The organism is Pseudomonas sp. LG1E9 (genome assembly GCF_003290225.1).
GTDB lineage: Bacteria > Pseudomonadota > Gammaproteobacteria > Pseudomonadales > Pseudomonadaceae > Aquipseudomonas > Aquipseudomonas cyclaminis.
On the sequence record NZ_CP029983.1, the window covers coordinates 2,164,047 to 2,186,229 of the forward strand.

Genomic DNA, 22,183 nt, shown 5'->3' on the forward strand with positions numbered 1-22,183 from the left:
TCCATTCGCGGATGCTTAAAAATCGGTTATTGAAGCACGAAATAGTCGTAGCGCATCGACACGGTGACCAGCAGCGGCTCAGCGGCTTCGATCACCTCGGCACGGCGCTCGGCGCTGGCGCGCCAGCCGTGGGGTGTCATGGCCAGCAGGTTGGCGCGGTCCTGGGGCTCGGCCAGACTCAAGGTGAACTCCAGCGTCTCGCTGTGGGCAAGGCTCATGCCGTCCGGCACCAGGGCCAGATGTTTGTCGTCGGTGTATTCACGCACTTCGTCATACAGGCGCTCGCGCAGTTCCATCAGGTGGCCACGTGTAGGACCGACCTTCATCAAACCGCCGCCGGGGCTGAGCAGGCGCTTGGCTTCTTGCCAATCCAATGGACTGAAAACACTGGCGAGAAACTGGCAACTGCCTGACGCCAATGGAACGCGGGCCATGCTGGCGATCAACCAGGTCAGCGCCGGGTTGCGCTTGCACGCACGCTTGACCGCTTCCCTGGAAATATCCAGCGCATAACCGTCGGCGTGGGGCAGGGCGTCGGCAATCTGCGCGGTGTAGTAACCCTCGCCACAGCCGATGTCGACCCAGCGCTGCGGCGCGCGTTCAGCGGCCAGCTCGGCCAGGCGCCTGGCCACCGGCGCGTAGTGCCCGGCGTTGAGGAAGTCGCGGCGCGCTTCGACCATCGCCAGGTTATCGCCCGGATCGCGGCTGTTCTTGTGCTGCACCGGCAACAGGTTCAGGTAACCCTGGCGAGCCCGGTCGAAACGGTGCCCGGCCGGGCACGCCACGCCGTTGTCTACCGCGTTGAGCGGGGCGCTGCAAATGGGGCAGGCAAGCATCAGGCGAGCAACTTGATCAGGGTCTGGTAGTAGATTTCGGTCAGTACATCGAGGTCGCTGGCGAGGATGCGCTCGTTGACCTGATGGATTGTCGCGTTGACCGGGCCCAGCTCGACCACTTGAGTACCGAGGGTGGCAATGAAACGGCCATCCGACGTCCCGCCGCTGGTGGACGCCTTTGTCTCGCGACCGGTAATCGCCTTGATGCTGGCGGACACCGCATCGAGCAAGGCGCCCGGTTCGGTGAGGAACGGCAGGCCCGACAGTGCCCACTCCACATGCCAGTCCAGGCCATGTTTGTCGAGGATCGCCGCCACGCGCTGCTGCAGGCCTTCGACGGTGGATTCGGTGGAGAAACGGAAGTTGAACACCGCCGTCAGGTCACCAGGAATCACGTTGGTGGCGCCGGTGCCGGAATTGAGGTTGGAAATCTGGAAGCTGGTCGGCGGGAAGAACGTGTTGCCGTCGTCCCAATGCTCGGCGGCCAATTCCGCCAGGGCCGGTGCGGCGAGGTGGATCGGGTTCTTCGCCAGGTGCGGGTAGGCCACATGACCTTGCACGCCGCGCACGGTCAGGGTCGCGCCGAGGGAACCGCGACGGCCGTTCTTGACCACATCACCGACCAGCGTCGTGCTCGACGGTTCGCCGACGATGCACCAGTCCAGGCGCTCTTTGCGCGCGGCCAGGCGCTCGATCACGGCCTTGGTGCCGTGGTGCGCCGGGCCTTCTTCGTCGCTGGTGATCAGGAAGGCCACCGAGCCCTTGTGGTCCGGGTAATCGGTGACGAAACGCTCCGCTGCCACCAGCATTGCGGCCAGGCTGCCTTTCATGTCCGCCGCGCCACGCCCGCAGAGCATGCCGTTTTCGTCGATCAGCGCGTCGAACGGATCGTTCTGCCAGGCTTGCACCGGGCCGGTCGGCACCACATCAGTGTGACCGGCGAAGCACAGCACCGGGCCATCGTGCTTGCCGTGGGTGGCCCAGAAGTTGTCCACGTCTTCAATGCGCATCGGCTCCAGCGCAAAACCGGCGTCGCCCAGACGCTGCATCATCAGCTTCTGGCAATCGGCGTCGATCGGCGTGACCGAGGGGCGACGGATCAGGTCGATGGCAAGTTGAAGGGTCGGCGAAAGGTCGGCATGGGCCGTCATGGGAAAACTCCGGAAGCGTGTATGGGCGCAGATTCAATGTGGGAGGGGGCTTGCCCCCGATGGCGGTGTATCAGCAACAAATTTAGCTGATTGACACGCTGCTATCGGGGGCAAGCCCCCTCCCACATAAGGCAATCGGTGCTTGCCTGATCCAACAAAACGGCCGTTATCTTATAGCAAAACGGCGACCAGAGGCCGCCGTTTAGTGCATTGCGCAAGTTTTTACGCCGCAGGCGCTGGCTCAGGCGCCGCTACCGGTTTGGGCAGCGACGACAGAAACGCCATGATCAACGCGGCCACATACGGCAGCGACTGCACCAGCAGCATCACCACCCAGAAGCGCATGTCGTTGCTTGGCAGGCCCTGCACCAGGTAGATCCCCAGCGCCGCGCCCCACAACAGCAGCATGATGAACATTTCTTCGCGGGCTTCGGAAATCGCCACCCAGAAGCCGTGGTTATCCGCGTTTTTCGGTGTACGAAAGAACGGAATACTGGTGGTGAAGAAGCCATACAGCACCGCTTTGGCGATGGTGTGGGACAACGCCAGGCCTGCCAGGGCCGCGCAGAATGCGTCCTTGAGGTTCACGCCCACCGCACGGCGGTACAGGAAGATGATCTTGCCCACCTTGAACACGAACAACGCCAACGGCGGGATCGCGAAAATCAGCAGCGGCGGATCGACCCGCGTTGGCACGATGATCATCGCCGCCGACCACAATAGCGCGCCGACGGTGAAGAAGATGTTCATGCCGTCCGCCACCCACGGCAACCAGCCCGCGAGGAAGTGGTAGCGCTGGCCACGGGTCAGCTCGGTGTCCTTGCCGCGCAGCAGGCTGGCGGTGTGACGCTTGATGATCTGGATCGCACCGTAGGCCCAGCGGAAACGCTGTTTCTTGAAGTCGATAAAGGTATCGGGCATCAGGCCCTTGCCGTAGCTGTCGTGGTAATACGCCGCCGACAAGCCTTTCTCGAACACCCGCAGGCCCAGTTCGGCGTCTTCGCAGATGCACCAGTCGGCCCAGCCGAGTTCTTCGAGCACCGAGCGACGGGTCATGGTCATGGTGCCGTGCTGGATGATCGCATCGCGGTCGTTACGGGTGACCATGCCGATATGGAAGAAGCCTTTGTATTCCGCGTAGCAGAGCTTCTTGAAGGTGCTTTCGTTCTGGTCGCGGTAATCCTGGGGCGACTGCACCACGGCGATTTTCGGGTCGGCGAAGTGCGGCACCATGTGCTTGAGCCAGTTCGGCGACACGCAGTAATCCGAGTCGATCACCGCGATCACTTCGGCATCCTTGGCGGTGCGCGGGATCAGGTAGTTCAGCGCGCCGCCCTTGAAGCCGGCCAGGGGCGCGACGTGGAAAAACTTGAAGCGCGGGCCGAGGGTTTCGCAGTAGTCGCGCACCGGTTCCCAAACCGCCGGGTCCTTGGTGTTGTTGTCGATGATCAGGACTTCGTAGTCCGGGTAATCGAGGGCGGCCAGGGCGTCGAGGGTCTGTTTGACCATCTCCGGCGGCTCGTTGTAGCACGGCACATGGATCGAGACTTTCGGGCGGTAGTCCGACTCCCCCTCGACCGGCAGGAATTCACGACGACGCTTGTGGGTCCAGACGGCTTCGGCCAGTTCATGGGCTTCGGTCAGCAACACGATAAACACGCCGAGGGCGCCGAGCGCCAGGAGGATGCCCACAGTGACACTGAACCAGGTGCTGTATTGCTGGCTGTAGTCGTAGCCGATCCACACCAGTACCGAGCCGCACAGGAACGCGATAAAGGTCAGGAAGGTCCGGCCGCGCTGGCGCAAGGCCGAGCCGTCGATCATCAGCAGGGTCAGGGACAGCAGTGCCAGCACCACCGAACCGATGGCCAGCACGCGCCATTGCGGGATCGCGACGACAGGCCCTTCAAAGTTGAATTTCTGCTGGCGTGCGGCGTTGAACACGCCCCAATAGGCGCCGGCAGAGCCTTCGTCGCTGACTTTCCACGGCTGGTCGAACGCTTCGATCACAAAGTAGTTGTAGCCCTGGCGATTGAGCTTGTTCACCAGCGTGCGCAGGTAAATCGCCTGGTCTGCCGGGGATGTTTCGTTACCCCCGCGCATACGTCCGTTGCTCGGCCAGCCAATTTCCGACAGTAGCAGCGGCTTTTTCGGGAAGAGTTTTTTCAGGTCTTTGGCCCGGTCCAGTACGTACTGGCCAGCCTTGTCCATGGGGATGTATTCCCAGAACGGCAGGATGTGCGCGGCGATCAGATCGACGTGCTTGGCCAGTTTCGGGTTCTTTTCCCAGATGTGCCACTGCTCGGAGGTGGTCACCGGTACTTTCACCGCAGCGCGCACCCGGTCGAGCAGCACGATCAGCGCTTCAGGGGTGATTTCTTCGCGGAACAGCGCCTCGTTGCCGACCACCACGCGCACGACACTGCGCGAGCTGTTGGCGATCTCGATGGCACGCTGGATTTCGCGCTCGTTACGCTCCAGGTCCGGGCTGATCCAGATTCCCAGGGTGACGCGCAAGCCGAACTCTTCCGCCAGCTTGGGGATATCCCCCAAGGTGCCGTCGACCGAGTAGGTACGGATGTTGTCCGTCAGCTTGCTCATGATCTCCAGGTCACGACGCATCTGCTCGTCCGTGGGGTACTGGTCTTTTTGCGGGAACTGGCCTTGCTGGAACGGCGAGTAGGAAAAACCGGAGATTTGCTCAGGCCAGTTGGGAGCAGTGACCGGGCGGTTGACCAGCGCCCAGAAGCCGGTGAACAGCGCGGCAATTGCCAGCACGATCACCAGGTTGAGTCCAAATTTACGCGATGCCATGGTTATGTCGGGTTCCAAAGGGTGTGGAACGAAAAGAGGTGTCGGCCTGCACCGAACGGCGCGCATCCTACACCGGCCTTTCCCCGAGCGTACAGCAGACAGAGAAAAGCCGGACGTTAGTCAGCAAAAGGCCATCTAAGTTCTTTACTTGTAGCTTGAAGCTTCGAACTTGTCGCTGCGTAGCCCTATAATGCGCGCCGGTTTTTGGGGTAATGGTCATGAGTACAGAAGATCCGCGGTTTGCAGGCGTCGCCCGCTTGTATGGCATTGAAGGCCTGGAACGCTTGAAAGCGGCCCATGTGGCGATCGTCGGCGTCGGCGGCGTGGGCTCCTGGGCGGCGGAAGCCATGGCCCGTTGTGGGGTAGGCGAGATTTCGCTGTTTGACCTGGACGATGTCTGCGTCAGCAACAGCAACCGCCAGTTGCACGCCCTGGACAGCACCGTGGGCAAGCCCAAGGTCGAGGTAATGGCCGAGCGCCTGCGCGGCATCAACCCGGACTGCACCGTGCACGCGGTGGCGGATTTCGTGACCCGCGACACCATGGCCGAATACATCACGCCGAATATTGATTGCGTGATCGACTGCATCGACGCCGTCAACGCCAAGGCCGCGCTGATTGCCTGGTGCAAGCGTCGCAAGATCCAGATCATCACCACCGGTGGCGCTGGTGGGCAGATTGACCCGACGCTGATCCAGGTGTGCGACCTGAACCGCACCTTCAATGATCCATTGGCGTCGAAAGTGCGCTCCACCCTGCGTCGTGACTACAATTTTTCCCGCACCGTGACCCGCCATTACAGCGTGCCGTGCGTGTTTTCTTCCGAGCAGCTGCGCTATCCCAAGCCGGACGGCAGCATCTGTTTGCAGAAAAGTTTTGTGGGTGATGGTGTGAAGCTGGACTGCGCCGGTGGGTTTGGCGCGGTGATGATGGTCACGGCCACGTTCGGTATGGTGGCGGCGACCAAGGCGGTGGACAAGATTGTGGCTGGGGTGCGTCGGCCTTCGGAGCGGGTCAAGCCCGCCTGAATCTCAGGACTTTACACAGTTCAAAATGTGGGAGGGTGCTTGCCCCCTCCCACATTCAGCTTTGTGTTCGGCTGAGTTCGCGCATCCGCTGCAGAACTGCATTCAAACCGTTGCTGCGTGACGGGGAGAGTTGGCGCGAAAGCCCAAGTTGATTGAACCACTCCGGCAGATCAACGGCCTGCAACTCAGCAGCCGACAACCCATTGACCCGCGCCAGCAGCAACGCCACCAGCCCCCGGATCATTCGCGCATCACTGCTGGCGGAAAACTGCCAATGGCCGTCGTGCAAGCGCCCCACCAACCACACCTGGCTTTCGCATCCGTGCACAAGATTGGCGTCGACCTTCTCTTCATCGGCCAAGGCGGGAAGGCGTTCTCCCCACTGCATCAACATCCGCGCGCGTTGTTCCCAACTTCCTGCGGCCTGGAAGGCTTCCAAGGCGGCAATCGCATCCACGGGCAAACTCATCGCAACATGTCCAGTGCCTGATCCAGCGCTTCAAAAAAGCGCTCAAGATCGTCGGAATCGTTGTACAGCGCCAGGGAAACGCGGATCGCTCCTGACAGTTGCATCGCCTTGAGCAGCGGCATAGCGCAATGATGGCCGGCGCGTACCGCAATGCCTTGCTCGGTCAGCAGGTGCGCGAGGTCGGCGTTGTGCACGCCCTCGACCACAAAGCTGACCAGCGCCACCTGCGGCGAGCCCAGCACCCGCACGCCGTTGCGCGCCTTCAGGCCGTGCAACAGGTAGTCATGCAAGGCCGCTTCATGGGCGATGACCGCTTGCGGGTCCAGGGAACTCAGGTAATCCAGGCTGGCGCCCAGGCCGATCACGCTGGCAATCGGCGGAGTACCCGCCTCGAAGCCCAGCGGCGCGGGGCGAAAGCTCGCGCTGTGGTAGTCCGCCTGCTGCACCATCTCCCCGCCGAACTGCCAGTGGCGCAGGTGATGCAGGGCTTCGTTGCGGCTATAGAGCACGCCGACGCCGTCCGGGCCGTAAAGTTTGTGGCTGGAGAAAACATAAAAGTCGCATCCCAGCGCTTGCACGTCATGGCGACCGTGGACGATGCCTTGGGCGCCGTCGACCACGGTCAGGGCGCCGTGGGGCTGCGCCAAAGCCAGCAAGGCTTGCAGCGGTTGCCAGGCGCCAAGCACGTTGGACAACTGGCTCACTGCCAGCAGGCGCGTGCGTGGGCCGATCAACTCGGCGGCGGCGTGCAGGTCGATCACGCCGTCATCACTGAGTGGCAATACCACCAGCGTGAGCGCGCGACGTTTGGCCAGTTGCTGCCAGGGCAGCAGGTTGGCGTGGTGTTCCAGGGCGCTGATGACAATCTCATCGCCCGCACTGAATAAGTGCTCAAGGCCGTAGGCCAGGAGGTTCAGCGCAGAGGTAGCGCCGTGGGTAAAAACGATTTGCCCGGTGTCACCTGCATTCAACAATTGCGCAACTTTGCTGCGACTGTCCTCGAAGGCCTGGGTCGCGTGGGCGCCCGGTAAATGCTGGGCACGGTGCACATTGGCTGCGCCGTTGGCGTAGTAATGGCTGATGGCATCCAATAAGGCTTGGGGTTTTTGCGTCGTAGCGGCGTTGTCCAGATAGGTCTGGTCTTGCCGTTGCAGGGTGGCAATGGCCGGAAAATCGGCGCGCCAGGGGGAGGGCACAAGCATGGTGGTCAAGACTCGTATAAGCGAGCCCCAGGATCGGGGCCCGCTAGTGGCATCGAGTGGCTGCTTAGTTGTGAGCGTGCAGCGCTTCGTTCAGTTCGATGGCCGATTTGTGGGTTTTGCACTCCACGGCACCCGTCTCGGAATTGCGGCGGAACAGCAGGTCCGGTTGACCGGCCAATTCACGTGCCTTGACCACTTTGACCAATTGGTTCTGCTCATCCAGCAGCGCAACCTTGGTCCCGGCAGTCACATACAAGCCCGATTCCACGGTGTTGCGGTCGCCCAACGGGATACCGATACCGGCGTTGGCGCCGATCAGGCAGCCTTCGCCAACCTTGATCACGATATTGCCGCCGCCCGACAGGGTGCCCATGGTGGAGCAGCCGCCGCCCAGGTCCGAGCCCTTGCCGACGAACACGCCTGCCGACACGCGGCCTTCGATCATGCCCGGGCCTTCAGTGCCGGCGTTGAAGTTGACGAAACCTTCGTGCATCACCGTGGTGCCTTCGCCCACGTAGGCGCCCAGGCGGATACGTGCCGCGTCAGCGATACGCACGCCGGCCGGAACCACGTAGTCGGTCATTTTCGGGAATTTGTCCACCGAGAACACTTCCAGCAGCTCGCCACGCAGGCGTGCTTCCAGTTGGCGTTCGGCCAGTTCGCCGATGTCGATCGCGCCCTGGCTGGTCCAGGCCACGTTCGGCAGCTGCGGGAACACGCCAGCCAGGCTCAGGCCGTGGGGCTTGACCAGACGGTGGGACAGCAAGTGCAGTTTGAGGTAGGCCTCAGGCGTGGAGGTCAGTGCGGCGTCTTCGGCCAGCAGGGTGGCGACCAGCGGCGTGTGGCTTTCCGCCAGGCGGCTCAGCAGAGCGGCTTGGGTGGCGTCGACGCCCTTGAGCGCGTCGGCCAGTTGCAGCGCCTGGGTCACAGTGAAGGTGATCGCCTGGTTACCTTCGGTGTAACCGAGGATCGGCGCGATGGCCGCGACGATTTCAGCCGATGGATTAAGCAGCGGTTGTGCGTAAAACACTTCCAGCCAAGCACCTTGGCGGTTCTGAGTGCCAACGCCGAAGCCCAGGCTGAACAGGGAATGGGACATGCTGTTACCTCTACAAAAATGGAAGGGCTGGCCTACTTGAGGGCCGCCGAATAACTATCTGGCTTGAAGCCAATCAGGGTTCTGTCACCGAGATCAAGCACCGGGCGCTTGATCATCGAAGGTTGCGCGAGCATCAATTCAATGGCTTTCGACTGATCGAGATCGGCTTTGCGTTCGTCTTCGAGTTTGCGAAAGGTGGTGCCCGCACGGTTCAAAACCACCTGCCAACCGTGCTCGTCGCACCATTGGGTCAAGTGTTCGCGGTCGATACCGGCCGTTTTGTAGTCGTGGAACTCATAGTTCACAGCGTGCTCATCGAGCCAGGTGCGCGCCTTTTTCATGGTGTCGCAGGCTTTGATGCCGAAAAGGTGCAACGTTTTGCTTGAAGCGGTCAAGGAATTGCCCCCTTTTAGGATGCTCAAAACGAAAGGTCCGGGATTATGCCACGACCAGCGGGTTTGGGTGCCGGTCGTCCTGCGCTGTGCGACTTTTGTGCAAAAGCCAGCGCGTAACATAGCCGGTTAATATGGCACTTCAGTGGCCAGTTGTTGCCTGATGTGTGTCGTTGCAAGTCGATTGTCCGGGAAAACCGCGTTAGGCAAACCGCCTACACCGTTCTTATTCATTTCCCGGCCTGCACCAGGATTACGGCATTCGGACGAAGCTATCACGACTATCAAAGTATCGAGCTGGGGTTTATGAGTGTGCCTCATGAGCCCTTGCCGATTTACCCGTCTAGTCCATATTCGCCAGCGCGCTTACTGTTCTGCCAACGTTAAATGTCGGGAGATCGAAATGCACAAGCGCGCGCTCGGAACCAGTTCACTTGAAGTCTGCGCCTTGGGTTTAGGCTGCATGGGCTTGAGCCATGGCTACGGCCCCGCTACGGACACCCAACAAGCTATCTCATTGATGGCGGCAAATCCCCATGGAGCCGGCGGATCTGGCCGCGCACAACTGCATTAATCTGCGTCTCCCGACTCATGGGAGCCTCATGCAGTGGGATTTCGAGAAGAACGGTCACGAACTCAAGGCACGCGTAGAAGGGCAATGGACATTCAACAGCAGCGTGCCAATTTTGCGTGCGGCTGTGGCGGGATGTGGTTTGGCGTTTCTTCCAGAAGACATGGTGGCCAACGAACTTGCGGAGGGCAGTCTCGTGCGGGTTCTGGAAGATTGGTGCCAGCCGTTCGCGGGCTACCATCTTTACTATCCGAATCGACGTGAGCATTCATCCGCATTTGGCGTTGTGGTTGACGCATTAGTTTATAAACAATGAGCGATGGGCAGAGGGCGCCTATTGTGGCAGCGCAAGCTTCGGCTCAAAGCCCTGCGTGCGCAACGCCTTGAGTTAAGCAGTCTGAGTCGGCATCACGAAATCGCGGACGATGTATTGCGGGAGGCATTGGCGGAGCTTGATATGAGTGAGGCGAACCTGGGATTGAGAAAGTAGCGTCTTCGCCGTTATTGGGCCTGGGGTAGGTTTTTTTCGCCCAGGCAATGTCCCCCGCACTGAGTGTCGAGCCTCCTGAGTGGTACACGTTGCTAGTGGTCAAGCCGGGGTCGATGGCGTAATGCATGATCGAGTCTGGATCGTAGGGCAAAAAATCGTAGGACTCGCTGCGCGGTAGCGGTAGAAAGTTGGTTTGCTGATCGGGTTGTGGGTAGTTCAGGTCAAGAACAGCGTGATCCCATTGGACATTGGCATCGGGATGTTGATGCGCGTGGTGTGCGCCCAGCATGTGCCCGAACTCATGCAGCACGGTTTGGTTGAATGACGGTAACGTATGATCTCTCGGCAGGCTCATCGTTGGGGCGCCATACAAAGCACGTTGAGCGTCGTTACCTATCCGTGAGGAGCCGCCCGCGTCGCCTACCATGTTCTGCGTAATTTTAGCGTCGCCCTCGTCGCCCGATACGAACTCGAACGTGAGGTTGATATGGGTTGACCACTCGTTGGCGGCGTTTTTGACTGCCCGCACATAGGGGTCATCCATCGGGTAATCGTACATCGCGATCTTGATAGTGCTGTTTTGCGGCCAGTATTTAGCGGGTTCACCCACGTTGCGTCGACTTCTGGAAAGGCGTTCGGGTTGATCGACGCGGTCGTTCGAGCGATCAGTGGGGGGAGGGGAGCAGGGGGTAAAAACGGTGGCTGAGATCATGGCTTTTTCCCGTTGGAGTCAGTGACGAATCTGTTGACTGATTTGTCCTGAACGCAGGGGAAGTTCCAGCATGGAGTGTATGCAATGTTTAACTTGGCCCGTGATATCTGTCAGATACCACGGGCCATAGCGTTTATTTTCGGCGGTTAATGAACGCCCGGATCCGCTCAGCCGCTTCCACACACTCCGCCAACGGCGCAACCAACGCCAGGCGCACACGGCCGGCCCCAGGGTTGAAGCCATCGACTTCCCGCGACAGGTACGAGCCCGGCACCACGGTCACGTGCTCTTGCACGAACAAATCCCGGCAGAACGCGGCATCGTCGCCATTCACATTCGGCCACAGGTAGAAACCACCATCGGGGTGTTGCACATCGAGCACCGGCTTGAGAATCGCCAGCACAGCGTTGAATTTCTCGCGATACAAGTCACGATTGGCCAGCACGTGGGCTTCGTCCTGCCAGGCCGCGATGCTGGCCAGTTGCGTTTGTACCGGCATCGCGCAGCCATGATAGGTGCGGTACAGCAGGAAGGCCTTGAGGATGTCCGCGTCGCCGGCCACAAAACCGGAGCGCAGGCCCGGCAGGTTGGAGCGTTTGGACAGGCTGTGGAACACCACGCAGCGCTTGAAGTCCTGGCGGCCCAGTTCGACACAGGCGCTCAGCAGGCCCGGCGGCGGGGTCTGTTCGTCGAAGTACAGCTCGCTATAGCACTCGTCGGCGGCGATGACGAAGTCGTATTCGTCGGCCAGGGCGATCAGCTTTTTCAGGGTCTCGACCGGGATAAGCGCGCCGGTCGGGTTACCGGGGGAGCACAGGAACAGGATCTGGCAGCGTTTCCAGATGTCCGGCGTCACAGCGTCGAAGTCCGGGTTGAAGCCGTTCTCATCCAGGCATGGCAGGTAATGCGGCTTGGCCCCGGCCAGGAACGCGGCGCCTTCGTAGATCTGGTAGAACGGGTTCGGGCTGACGACCAGAGCATCGTCGCCACGGTTGACCACGGTCTGGGTGAAGGCGAACAGCGCCTCGCGGGTGCCGTTGACCGGCAGGATATTGCGCGCCGGGTCGAGCCAGCCCTTGGGCACGTTGAAGCGACGTTCACACCAGGCGCCGATGGCCTCGCGCAGCGCCGGGATGCCCAGGGTAGTAGGGTACACCGCCATCTGGTCGAGGTTGCTGCTCAGTGCCTCGGCCACGAAGGTCGGGGATTTGTGCTTGGGCTCGCCGATGGACAGCGCAATCGGGCGCTTGTCCGGGTTCGGCGTGACGCTGCCCAGCAGTGCGCGCAGTTTCTCGAACGGGTAGGGTTGCAGCTGGTTCAGGGCGTTGTTCATGGGAATCTCGTGCAAGGCGTTAAAAACTGGAATGAGGTTTAGATCGTCAGGCGCGTCAGCTCGACACCGGGTTCCTGAGTCACGCTCAACTGCTGCACGATGGCTTCCTGCAACCGCAGGCACAGCTCAGGATCGGACAGTGGCTGGTTGTCGGCGTCGGTAATAAAGAACACGTCTTCCACGCGCTCGCCGAGAGTCGCAATCTTGGCGTTCTGCAATGACAGGTCGAACTCCAGGAAGATCCCGCCTATACGTGCCAGCAGGCCCGGGCGGTCCGGCGCGCTGAGTTCCAGCACGGTGACCGGGCGCTGCGCGTCGTTGGAGATGGTCACCTGGGGCGCAAATGCAAAGTGCTTGAGCTGGCGCGGCACCCGGCGCTGGATGATGGTCGGGTAGTCGTCCGGGTTGCGCAGGGCCTCGGTGAGGCCTTCGCGGATCTTTTTCACCCGCGCCGGGTTGTCGCCGATGGACTCGCCTTCGGTGTCGAGCACGATATAGGTGTCGAGGGTGAACTGGCTGCTGGAAGTGATCACCCGGGCATCGTGGATGTTCAGGTTGAGCTGGTCCATGGCCGCCACGGTCACGGCGAAGAAGTCGTGCTGGTCGGGCGCATAGATGAAAATCTGCGTGCCGCCTTCGAATTCGCGCTGGGTGGTTTCCTTGATCAGTACCAGCGGGCCGCCATCGGCGGGCTGCTGCAGGATCGCGTCAGTGTGCCAGGCTACATCGCCGGCAGTGTGGCGCAGGAAGTAATCATCACCCAATTGCGACCACAGCTGCTCGACGTCGTCCGGGTCGTTGCCGCCGCGCACCAGGATATCCAGCGCCGCGCTTTGGGTGCGGCGGATCTGCTCTTCGCGGTCCACCGGGTTTTCCAGGCCACGGCGCAGCGCACGCTTGGTCTCGGTGTACAGCTGGCGCAACAGGCTGGCGCGCCACGAGTTCCAAAGCGTCGGGTTGGTGGCGTTGATGTCGGAGACGGTCAGCACGTACAGGTAGTCGAGGCGGGTTTCATCGCCGACCGCCTGTGCGAAGTCATGGATCACCTGCGGGTCGGACAAGTCCTTGCGCTGGGCCGTGGTCGACATGACCAGATGGTTCTGCACCAACCAGACGATCAGGCGGCTGTCCCATTGCGGCAGTTGGTGGCGCTGGCAGAAGGCCTCCGCGTCGACCGCGCCGACTTCGGAGTGGTCGCCATGCCGGCCCTTGCCGATGTCGTGGTACAGGCCGGCCAGGTAGATCAGTTCCGGCTTGGGCAGCTTGGCCATGAGCTTACTGGCCAGCGGGAATTTCTCCGACACTTGGGTGTACTGCAGCTTACGCAGGTGCTTGATCAGGTTCAGGGTGTGCGCATCCACCGTATAGATGTGGAACAGGTCGTGCTGCATCTGCCCGACGATAAAACCGAACTCCGGCAGATAGCGCCCGAGAATGCCGTAGCGGTTCATGCGACGCAGATTGCGATGGATACCGATCTTGCACTTGAACAGCTCGATAAACAGGCTGGTGTTGCGGATGTCATTGCGGAAATCATCGTCGATCAGGTGACGGTTTTCCCGTAGCAGGCGGATGGTGTCGGCGCGCACACCTTTGATTTCCGGCTGCTGGGCCATCAATACGAAGATTTCCAGCATGGCGAACGGGGTGCGGCGGAACACGTTGTCGTTGCGTGCCTCGATATAGCCGTCGTGCAGTTGGAAGCGCGAATTGATTGGCTGCGGCGGTGCTTCGTCTTCGGGGGCGAGGATCACTTCTTCGAAGTGCTGGATGATCAGGTCGCTGAGCTGGGCAATGCTCATGACCACCCGGTAGTACTGCTGCATGAAGCTTTCAATGCTGGTCTTGGCGTCTTCGCCTTCAAAGCCCAGCAGGGTGGCGATGGAGCGTTGATGGTCGAACAGCAGGCGGTCTTCGGAGCGGCCGGCGAGCATGTGCAGGGCGTAGCGCACTTTCCAGATGAATTCCTGGGATGAGGCCAACAGGGCGTTTTCGCTTTCTACCAGAAAGCCTTCGCCAGCCAGGGCGCGCAGGTTCAGGGTGCCGTACTGGCGACGGGCTACCCACAAAATCGTCTGGATGTCGCGCAGCCCGCCCGGCGAGCCTTTGACGTTGGGTTCCAGGTTGTATTCAGTGTCGTTGTACTTGTGGTGCCGGGTCTTCTGCTCGGCGCGCTTGGCCAGGAAGAACTCCTTGCTCGGCCACATATGCGCGGTGCTGGTGACTTCCAGCATGCGCTGGCGCAGGCGCTCGGGGCCCGCGATGGTGCGGCTTTCCATCAGGTTGGTGATTACGGTGAGGTCGGCGCGGGCCTCTTCGGCGCATTCGTCCACCGAGCGCACACTCTGGCCGACTTCAAGGCCGATGTCCCACAGCAGCGTCAGAAAACGCTCGATGGAATCGCGAAAGGTCTCATGGTCGGCGCTGTCCAGCAGGATCAGCAGGTCGATGTCGGAGTAGGGGTGCAGTTCGCCACGGCCATAGCCGCCGACGGCCACCAGGGCGATATCGGCGTCTTCACTCCAGTTGAACTGTTCCCAGGCCTTTTGCAGGATGTTGTCGACGAACCAGGCGCGGTCCTCGATCAGTCGGCGGATGTCCCGGCCGCTGCGAAAGCGCTCATCGAGCACCTCGCGGGCCTGGCGGATCGCTTTCTTGAAAGCGGCGATGGGGCTTGCCTTCAGGGCCAGTTCGGCCTGGAACTGGCCACGGTCGAAGAGTTCGGGATCCACCTGGGGCATCGATCGGCTTTCCTTTCTATCTATAGTCAGTCACAACACGCTGTGGGAAAACCTGGGCAACCTTCAAGCCGAAATGCGAGGGATCGTGTCGTCGGCGCGCAGGGTGAAGATCTCGTAGCCGGTTTCGGTGACCAGCAGGGTGTGTTCCCACTGGGCCGAGAGCTTGCGGTCCTTGGTGATGGCGGTCCAGCCGTCGCCCAGCACCTTGGTGTCCGCCTTGCCCTGGTTGATCATCGGCTCGATGGTAAAGGTCATGCCTGCCTTGAGCTCCATGCCGGTGCCGGCGCGGCCGTAGTGCAGGATCTGCGGTTCTTCATGGAATACGGTGCCGATGCCGTGGCCACAGAAATCACGTACCACCGAGAAACCGTTCTTTTCAGCGTGTTTCTGGATCACTTCACCGATATCGCCCAGGCGGCAGCCGGGCTTGACGATTTCGATGGCCTTGTACATGCATTCCTGGGTGACCTGGGACAGGCGCTCGGCCCAGACCGGCACGTTGCCGACGTGGAACATGCGGCTGGTGTCGCCGAAGTAGCGGTCCTTGATCACGGTGACGTCGATGTTAAGGGTGTCGCCGTCTTTCAGGGGTTTGTCGCACGGGATGCCGTGGCAGACCACGTGGTTGATCGAGGTGCAGATCGACTTGGGGAAGCCCTTGTAGTTGAGCGGGGCAGGGATAGCCTTCTGCACGTTGACGATGTAGTCGTGGCAGATCCGGTTCAGTTCTTCGGTGGTGACGCCGGGCTTGACGTGTTCAGCGATCATTTCCAGTACGTCGGCAGCCAATTTACCGGCAATGCGCATGCCGGCGATGTCTTCGGCGGTTTTCAAACTAACAGTCATACAGGCTCTCTCTAGCGCGGCGCGCTGAAATCAATACGGTTTACGGGCGCGCGACAAAAGGTTACAGAATTCGCACAAGCCCCAAAAAACGCGATTCTAACAGACGCGGGCGGCAAATCATGAGCCCCTGACGATCGCTTCTATCTATGAGGTGGGGCTATATCCGCTCTATTCAAAGGATTGCGCATCACTCGCGCACGCCAAATGTGATTGCGGGTTCCGTTTTCGCCCTTCGTGTGGTATAAAATGCGCCGCTTTCCGGGGATGCCCCGAAGAGCTTAAATCCACACACGTGTCGACACGATGACCTGGGTGCCGGAGGCCTTGATGCCGCTGGTTGGTCATTGGGATACGTGGAGGCCAAACCCGACTTATTAAGGAACTATCATGTCCCAAGTCAACATGCGCGATATGCTGAAGGCCGGTGTGCACTTCGGTCACCAGACCCGTTACTGGAACCCGAAAATGGGTAAATACATTTTCGGCGCGCGTAACAAGATCCACATCATCAACCTTGAAAAAACCCTGCCAATGTTCAACGAAGCTCTGACTTTCGTAGAGCGCCTGGCCCAGGGCAAAAACAAGATTCTGTTCGTCGGCACCAAGCGTTCCGCTGGCAAGATCGTTGCTGAAGAAGCAGCACGTTGCGGTTCGCCGTACGTCGATCACCGCTGGTTGGGCGGCATGCTGACCAACTTCAAAACCATCCGTGCTTCCATCAAGCGTCTGCGTGACCTTGAAGTGCAAGCCGAAGACGGTACTTTCGCCAAGCTGACCAAGAAAGAAGCGCTGATGCGCTCCCGTGACCTGGAAAAGCTCGATCGTTCTCTGGGTGGTATCAAGGACATGGGCGGTCTGCCTGACGCACTGTTCGTTATCGACGTTGATCACGAGCGCATCGCGATCACCGAAGCCAACAAGCTGGGCATCCCTGTTATCGGCGTAGTCGATACCAACAGCAGCCCGGAAGGCGTTGACTACATCATCCCAGGCAACGATGACGCAATCCGCGCTATCCAGCTGTACATGGGTTCGATGGCTGACGCTGTAATCCGTGGTCGTAACCACGTTGCTGGTGGTACCGAGCAGTTCGTTGAAGAAGCTCCGGTAGCCGCAGCTGAGTAATTGACGCCCTGGCGTTGACTCAGTAAGCAAAAAGGGGGCTTGGCCCCCTTTTTGCCACCTCGAAAACCATTTGTGAGCGGCGCAGCTACATCATCTGTAACGTGCAGCGGCCTACAAGGGTGGTTCGGGAAGAATTGATCCCCCGTTCGATCGGGTGGAATGGTTGAAAACCTATCCAAGAGGAATTTGAAAATGGCAGCAATTACTGCAGCGTTGGTTAAAGAACTGCGTGAGCGTACCGGCGAAGGCATGATGGATTGCAAGAAAGCCCTGGAAAAGGCTGACGGCGACATCGAAAAAGCCATTGATGACATGCGTGCTTCCGGCGCCATCAAGGCTGCCAAGAAAGCAGGCAACGTAGCTGCTGAAGGCGCTATCGCTCTGAAAGAAGACGGCAAATCTGCCGTTCTGCTGGAAGTGAACTCGCAGACCGACTTCCTGGCTCTGCAGGACGACTTCAAGGCATTTGTTGCTGCCAGCGTTGAAAAAGCGTTCGCCGACAAACTGACTGACGTCGCTCCGTTGATCGAGGCTCAAGAAGCTGCTCGCCTGGTACTGGTCGGCAAGGTTGGCGAAAACGTCAACATCCGTCGCCTGGTACGCGTTGAAGGTGATGTTGTTGGCGGTTACCTGCACGGCAACAAGATCGGTGTTGCAGTTGTCCTGAAAGGCGGCAACGTTGAACTGGCCAAAGACATCGCTATGCACGTAGCGGCCAGCAACCCTGAGTTCCTGCTGCCTTCGGAAGTTTCTGCCGAAGCCATCGAGCGCGAAAAAGCTGTGTTCCTGCAGCTGAACGAAGAAAAAATCAAAGGCAAGCCAGAAAACATTGTTGAGAACATGGTCAAAGGCCGTATCAGCAAGTTCCTGGCTGAAGCAAGCCTGGTTGAGCAGGCGTTCGTCAAGAACCCTGAAATCAAGGTTGGCGAACTGGCTAAGAAAGCCGGTGCTGAAATCGTTTCCTTCACTTACTTCAAAGTAGGCGAAGGCATCGAGAAGCCGGTCGACAACTTCGCTGAAGAAGTTGCTGCCCAGCTGGCTGCCGCCAAGCAATAAGACAGTTTTCAACTGTCGCCCGAAAGAGGCTGCCCGCTCACGCGCGCAGCCTCTTTTCAAATGGGCAGGCCGAATTTATTTGGCTTACCCTCGGAACTGGCTTACAAAGCCGTGTTCCGATGGCGCTGTGACAGCGTCCAGCTAGAGTGAACGCAAGCCGTAAACGGCTCGCCAAGAATTTTTAAAAATACGCCGCAGGAGAGATTCGCAATGGCTCAGCAGGGCAGTGGTTATCAGGCTCGCTATAAACGCATTCTACTCAAGCTCAGCGGCGAGGCCCTGATGGGCTCGGAAGAGTTCGGGATTGATCCCAAGGTGCTCGACCGCATGGCGCTGGAAGTCGGCCAATTGGTCGGCATCGGCGTACAAGTCGGCCTGGTGATCGGTGGCGGTAACCTGTTCCGTGGCGCGGCACTGAGTGCGGCCGGTATGGATCGGGTCACTGGCGACCACATGGGCATGCTGGCCACTGTGATGAACGCCCTGGCGATGCGTGATGCCCTGGAGCGTGCCAATATCTCGGCTATCGTGATGTCGGCTATTTCCATGGTAGGCGTGACCGATCACTATGATCGCCGCAAAGCCATGCGCCATTTGAACTCAAAAGAAGTGGTGATCTTCGCCGCCGGTACCGGTAACCCGTTCTTTACCACTGATTCCGCGGCGTGCTTGCGTGCCATTGAAATCGATGCTGATGTGGTACTGAAGGCGACCAAGGTAGATGGTGTGTACACCGCAGACCCATTCAAAGACCCGCATGCCGAGAAGTTCGATCATCTGACCTACGATGAAGTGCTGGATCGCAAGCTGGGTGTGATGGATCTGACGGCTATTTGCCTGTGCCGCGACCACAAGATGCCGCTGCGCGTATTTAATATGAACAAGCCCGGCGCCCTGCTGAATATCGTACACGGCGGCGCAGAAGGGACTCTGATCGAGGAAGGCCAACAATGATCAACGAAATCAAGAAAGACGCTCAAGAGCGTATGCAGAAATCCCTGGACTCCCTGAACCATGCATTTGGCCAGATTCGTACCGGCAAGGCGCACCCGAGCATCCTGGGTAGCGTGATGGTCCCGTACTACGGCACCGACACCTCCATCACTCAGGTGGCCAACATCACCGTCAAGGACTCGCGCACCCTGCAAGTCGTGGCCTTCGAGCGCAACATGCTCGGTGCTGTCGACAAGGCAATCCAGAGCGCGGGCCTGAACCTCAACCCGACCAACCTGGGTGAGTTGCTGTTGATCTCCATGCCAGCCCTGACTGAGGAAACCCGCAAGGGCTTCACCAAGCAGGCGCGTAGCGCAGCTGAAGATGCACGCGTTGCTGTGCGTAACATCCGTCGCGATGCTTTGGGTGACCTGAAGAAGTTGGTCAAGGACAAGGAAATCAGCGAAGACGAAGAGCGTCGCGCCGTTGCCGATATCGATAAGCTGACCAAGGACGCCGAGGCCCAGATCACCAAGGCTACCGACGATAAAGAAAAGGACCTGATGGCCGTATAAGGGGTCAGGACGCCTTCATGGAAAAGACCAAGCAGACTGTACCCTCTGTGGTGCCGCGCCATGTCGCGATCATCATGGATGGGAATAATCGCTGGGCGAAGAAACGCTTTATGCCCGGTGTCGCCGGGCATAAAGCGGGTGTTGATGCGGTGCGGGCTGTGATTGAGGTGTGTGCCGAGGCCAAGGTCGAGGTGTTGACCTTGTTCGCCTTTTCCAGTGAAAACTGGCAGCGGCCTGCCGAAGAGGTCAGCGCCTTGATGGATCTGTTCTTCAAGGCGTTGCGTCGTGAGGCCAAGCGTCTTAACGACAACAATATCAGCCTGCGCATCATCGGTGATCGCTCGCGCTTCCACCCGGAACTGCAGGCGGCCATGCGCGAAGCCGAGGCCATCACGGCTGGCGCCAACCGTTTTGTGTTGCAGATCGCAGCCAATTACGGCGGCCAGTGGGACATCGCCCAAGCTGCGCAGCGGCTGGCTCGCGAAGTGCAGGCCGGTCATCTGCGGCCGGACGACATCACGCCTGAGCTGTTGCAAACCTGCCTGGTGACCGGCGACCTGCCGTTGCCAGACTTGTGCATCCGTACCGGCGGCGAGCATCGCATCAGCAACTTCCTCTTGTGGCAGTTGGCCTACACCGAGCTGTACTTCTCCGACCTGTTCTGGCCGGACTTCAAACACGATGCCATGCGCACCGCGCTGGCCGATTTCGCTTCCCGCCAACGTCGCTTCGGTAAAACGAGCGAGCAGGTCGAAGCTGGAGCCCGGGTTTAAATGCTTAAACAACGAATCATCACAGCACTGATCCTGTTGCCGATCGCCTTGTGTGGGTTTTTCCTGCTCGACGGTTCCGGTTTTGCCCTGTTTATTGGCCTGGTTGTAACCCTTGGTGCCTGGGAATGGGCGCGATTGGCAGGGTTCAACGCACAGTTGCCACGCGTGGCGTATGCCGCAGTGGTGGCGGTGTTGCTGTTTCTCATGCATACCCTGTCGAGCATCATCGTCCCTTGGGTGCTGGGCGCTGCGGTACTGTGGTGGGCGCTTGCGACCTATCTGGTGCTGACGTTCCCGCGCAGCAGTGGGCATTGGTCCAGTGTGGCCAGCAAGTTGGTGATTGGCTTGTTGATTCTGTTGCCTGCCTGGCAAGGGTTGGTGGAGATCAAGAATGCGCCGATGGGCAATTGGCTGATCATGGCGGTGATGGTGCTGGTGTGGGGCGCGGATATCGGCGCCTACTTCTCGGGTCGGGCATTCGGCAAGCGCAAGCTGGCGCCGGCGGTCAGTCCGGGCAAGAGTTGGGAAGGGGTGTACGGCGGTCTGGCATTGACCCTGCTGATCACCTTGGTGGTCGGCGTTGTGCGGGATTGGTCGGTCACGGACATCTTCCTCGCCCTGCTGGGCACGGCCATCGTCGTCTTTATTTCGGTTGTGGGCGATCTCACCGAAAGCATGTTCAAGCGCCAGGCCGGGATCAAGGACAGCAGTAACCTGCTGCCGGGCCACGGCGGGGTGCTGGACCGTATCGACAGCCTTACCGCTGCCATCCCGATCTTTGCCGTGCTGTTGTGGATGACTGCTTCGTGAGCCGTCTGCAACAAGTGACCGTGCTCGGTGCAACCGGCTCGGTAGGGTTGAGCACCCTTGACGTGATCGCACGTCACCCTGACCGCTATCAAGTGTTTGCCCTGACCGGATTCACCCGCCTGAGCGAATTGCTGGCGTTGTGTGTACGCCACGTGCCGCGTTTTGCGGTGGTGCCTGAAGCGGTAGCGGCGCGCAGTCTGCAGGATGACTTGCGGGCTGCCGGGCTGGCCACTCAGGTGCTGGTGGGCGAGGAGGGGTTGTGCCAGGTCTCGGCCGATGCGCAAGTCGATACAGTGGTTGCCGCTATCGTCGGTGCCGCGGGCCTGCGCCCAACCTTGGCTGCCGTTGATGCGGGCAAAAAAATCCTGCTGGCCAATAAAGAAGCGCTGGTGATGTCCGGTGCACTCTTTATGCAGGCGGTGCGTAAAAGCGGTGCCGTGCTGCTGCCTCTGGACAGTGAGCACAACGCAATCTTCCAGTGCATGCCCGGTGACTATGCCCGTGGCTTGAGCCAGGTTGGCGTGCGTCGGATTCTGCTCACGGCCTCCGGTGGTCCTTTTCGACAAACTCCGCTGGCAGACCTGGAGCAGGTGTCTCCGGATCAGGCGTGCGCTCATCCGAACTGGTCCATGGGGCGCAAGATCTCCGTGGATTCGGCCAGCATGATGAACAAGGGTCTGGAGTTGATCGAGGCCTGCTGGTTGTTCGACGCACGGCCGGACCAGGTTGAGGTGGTCATTCACCCGCAAAGCGTGATTCATTCGCTGGTCGACTATGTGGACGGTTCGGTATTGGCCCAGTTGGGCAATCCCGATATGCGCACGCCGATCGCCAACGCCCTGGCCTGGCCGGAGCGGATTGATTCCGGTGTGGCGCCTCTGGACCTGTTTGCAGTCGCTCGCCTGGACTTTGAAGCACCGGACGAGCAGCGCTTTCCTTGTCTACGCTTGGCGCGACACGCGGCAGAGGCGGGTAACAGTGCGCCGGCGATGCTCAATGCAGCTAACGAGGTGGCCGTGGCGGCGTTTCTCGAACGGCGCATCCGCTTTCCGCAGATCGCGAGTATTATCGAGGACGTCCTGAGTCTTGAGCCTGTGGTGGCTGTGAATGACCTTGGGGCAGTATTTGAGGCGGACTCCAAGGCGCGGACCTTGGCCGAGCAATGGTTGAGCCGCAACACGCGTTAGTCTGTGGGCGCGTTTGAGCCTTCAGGCACTGGATTGGAAT

At 60.0% G+C, this 22,183-nt stretch carries 18 protein-coding genes and 3 pseudogenes; 10 read left to right on the forward strand and 11 right to left on the reverse strand.

Going from position 1 to position 22,183, the window contains the following annotated elements:
• Window positions 1-26 precede the first annotated feature (26 nt).
• The 3 genes from DNK50_RS10180 to DNK50_RS10190 all read right to left on the reverse strand — a co-directional run bounded on the left by DNK50_RS10180 (window position 27) and on the right by DNK50_RS10190 (window position 4,801).
• Window positions 27-836, reverse strand: coding sequence for a putative RNA methyltransferase (locus DNK50_RS10180; RefSeq protein ID WP_099583370.1), 810 nt, complete (start codon window positions 834-836; stop codon window positions 27-29).
• The gene (gene dapE, locus DNK50_RS10185; RefSeq protein WP_049709680.1) at window positions 836-1,987 is read right to left on the reverse strand and encodes a succinyl-diaminopimelate desuccinylase; all 1,152 of its coding nucleotides are present in this window, start codon (window positions 1,985-1,987) and stop codon (window positions 836-838) included. Before dapE ends, DNK50_RS10180 begins: the two co-directional genes overlap by 1 nt.
• Before the next feature lie 222 nt (window positions 1,988-2,209).
• The gene (locus DNK50_RS10190; RefSeq protein WP_112193849.1) at window positions 2,210-4,801 is read right to left on the reverse strand and encodes a glycosyltransferase; all 2,592 of its coding nucleotides are present in this window, start codon (window positions 4,799-4,801) and stop codon (window positions 2,210-2,212) included.
• Window positions 4,802-5,013: 212 nt separating this feature from the next.
• On the opposite strand from DNK50_RS10190, the gene tcdA reads away from it, so the two are divergent.
• Entirely contained in the window at window positions 5,014-5,829 is an 816-nt protein-coding gene (gene tcdA / locus DNK50_RS10195; protein WP_099583368.1) for a tRNA cyclic N6-threonylcarbamoyladenosine(37) synthase TcdA, read from the forward strand.
• Between the two features lie 55 nt (window positions 5,830-5,884).
• Here tcdA and DNK50_RS10200 read toward each other — a convergent pair whose 3' ends face one another.
• The 4 genes from DNK50_RS10200 to DNK50_RS10215 all read right to left on the reverse strand — a co-directional run bounded on the left by DNK50_RS10200 (window position 5,885) and on the right by DNK50_RS10215 (window position 8,940).
• The gene (locus DNK50_RS10200; protein WP_112193851.1) at window positions 5,885-6,298 is read right to left on the reverse strand and encodes a SufE family protein; all 414 of its coding nucleotides are present in this window, start codon (window positions 6,296-6,298) and stop codon (window positions 5,885-5,887) included.
• Window positions 6,295-7,500 (reverse strand): aminotransferase class V-fold PLP-dependent enzyme, encoded by a 1,206-nt coding sequence (locus tag DNK50_RS10205; protein ID WP_112193853.1) that lies wholly within the window; start codon window positions 7,498-7,500, stop codon window positions 6,295-6,297. Before DNK50_RS10205 ends, DNK50_RS10200 begins: the two co-directional genes overlap by 4 nt.
• 64 nt (window positions 7,501-7,564) lie before the next feature.
• On the reverse strand, window positions 7,565-8,599 hold the full coding sequence (gene dapD / locus DNK50_RS10210) for a 2,3,4,5-tetrahydropyridine-2,6-dicarboxylate N-succinyltransferase (RefSeq protein ID WP_099583365.1): 1,035 nt from the start codon (window positions 8,597-8,599) through the stop codon (window positions 7,565-7,567).
• A 32-nt stretch (window positions 8,600-8,631) separates the two neighbouring features.
• Entirely contained in the window at window positions 8,632-8,940 is a 309-nt protein-coding gene (locus DNK50_RS10215) for an arsenate reductase (protein ID WP_250925901.1), read from the reverse strand.
• A 454-nt stretch (window positions 8,941-9,394) separates the two neighbouring features.
• On the opposite strand from DNK50_RS10215, the pseudogene DNK50_RS10225 reads away from it, so the two are divergent.
• Both DNK50_RS10225 and DNK50_RS10230 read left to right on the forward strand, forming a co-directional pair.
• Window positions 9,395-9,514 (forward strand): annotated as a pseudogene (locus tag DNK50_RS10225) (aldo/keto reductase); the annotation flags it as partial.
• A gap of 1 nt (window position 9,515) precedes the next feature.
• Window positions 9,516-9,878, forward strand: a pseudogene (locus DNK50_RS10230) (LysR substrate-binding domain-containing protein); the annotation flags it as partial.
• Between the two features lie 349 nt (window positions 9,879-10,227).
• On the opposite strand, the pseudogene DNK50_RS29115 reads toward DNK50_RS10230, so the two are convergent.
• The 4 genes and pseudogenes from DNK50_RS29115 to map all read right to left on the reverse strand — a co-directional run.
• Window positions 10,228-10,764, reverse strand: a pseudogene (locus DNK50_RS29115) (M12 family metallopeptidase); the annotation flags it as partial.
• Between the two features lie 133 nt (window positions 10,765-10,897).
• The gene (dapC, locus tag DNK50_RS10240) at window positions 10,898-12,097 is read right to left on the reverse strand and encodes a succinyldiaminopimelate transaminase (RefSeq protein ID WP_099583361.1); all 1,200 of its coding nucleotides are present in this window, start codon (window positions 12,095-12,097) and stop codon (window positions 10,898-10,900) included.
• Between the two features lie 38 nt (window positions 12,098-12,135).
• Window positions 12,136-14,838, reverse strand: a complete 2,703-nt coding sequence (locus DNK50_RS10245) for a [protein-PII] uridylyltransferase (protein WP_112193860.1) — start codon at window positions 14,836-14,838, stop codon at window positions 12,136-12,138.
• A gap of 63 nt (window positions 14,839-14,901) precedes the next feature.
• A complete protein-coding gene (gene map / locus DNK50_RS10250) occupies window positions 14,902-15,684 on the reverse strand; it encodes a type I methionyl aminopeptidase (protein WP_112193862.1) in 783 nt (260 codons plus the stop codon).
• A 387-nt stretch (window positions 15,685-16,071) separates the two neighbouring features.
• On the opposite strand from map, the gene rpsB reads away from it, so the two are divergent.
• The 7 genes from rpsB to ispC all read left to right on the forward strand — a co-directional run bounded on the left by rpsB (window position 16,072) and on the right by ispC (window position 22,143).
• Complete coding sequence (gene rpsB / locus DNK50_RS10255; protein ID WP_003189158.1) at window positions 16,072-16,809, forward strand: 30S ribosomal protein S2; 738 nt, start codon at window positions 16,072-16,074, stop codon at window positions 16,807-16,809.
• A 192-nt stretch (window positions 16,810-17,001) separates the two neighbouring features.
• Window positions 17,002-17,865 carry a translation elongation factor Ts gene (tsf, locus tag DNK50_RS10260; protein ID WP_099583358.1) on the forward strand — a complete coding sequence of 288 codons (864 nt, stop codon included), beginning with the start codon at window positions 17,002-17,004 and terminating at the stop codon, window positions 17,863-17,865.
• 210 nt (window positions 17,866-18,075) lie between these two features.
• Window positions 18,076-18,819 carry a UMP kinase gene (gene pyrH / locus DNK50_RS10265; protein WP_003189161.1) on the forward strand — a complete coding sequence of 248 codons (744 nt, stop codon included), beginning with the start codon at window positions 18,076-18,078 and terminating at the stop codon, window positions 18,817-18,819.
• Window positions 18,816-19,373, forward strand: a complete 558-nt coding sequence (frr, locus tag DNK50_RS10270) for a ribosome recycling factor (protein WP_048719947.1) — start codon at window positions 18,816-18,818, stop codon at window positions 19,371-19,373. Before pyrH ends, frr begins: the two co-directional genes overlap by 4 nt.
• A 17-nt stretch (window positions 19,374-19,390) precedes the next feature.
• Window positions 19,391-20,146, forward strand: a complete 756-nt coding sequence (gene uppS, locus DNK50_RS10275; protein WP_099583356.1) for a polyprenyl diphosphate synthase — start codon at window positions 19,391-19,393, stop codon at window positions 20,144-20,146.
• The gene (locus DNK50_RS10280; protein WP_099583355.1) at window positions 20,147-20,956 is read left to right on the forward strand and encodes a phosphatidate cytidylyltransferase; all 810 of its coding nucleotides are present in this window, start codon (window positions 20,147-20,149) and stop codon (window positions 20,954-20,956) included. It abuts the gene before it with no gap.
• Entirely contained in the window at window positions 20,953-22,143 is a 1,191-nt protein-coding gene (gene ispC / locus DNK50_RS10285; protein WP_112193864.1) for a 1-deoxy-D-xylulose-5-phosphate reductoisomerase, read from the forward strand. The genes DNK50_RS10280 and ispC overlap by 4 nt, the downstream gene beginning before the upstream one ends.
• Window positions 22,144-22,183 lie beyond the last annotated feature (40 nt).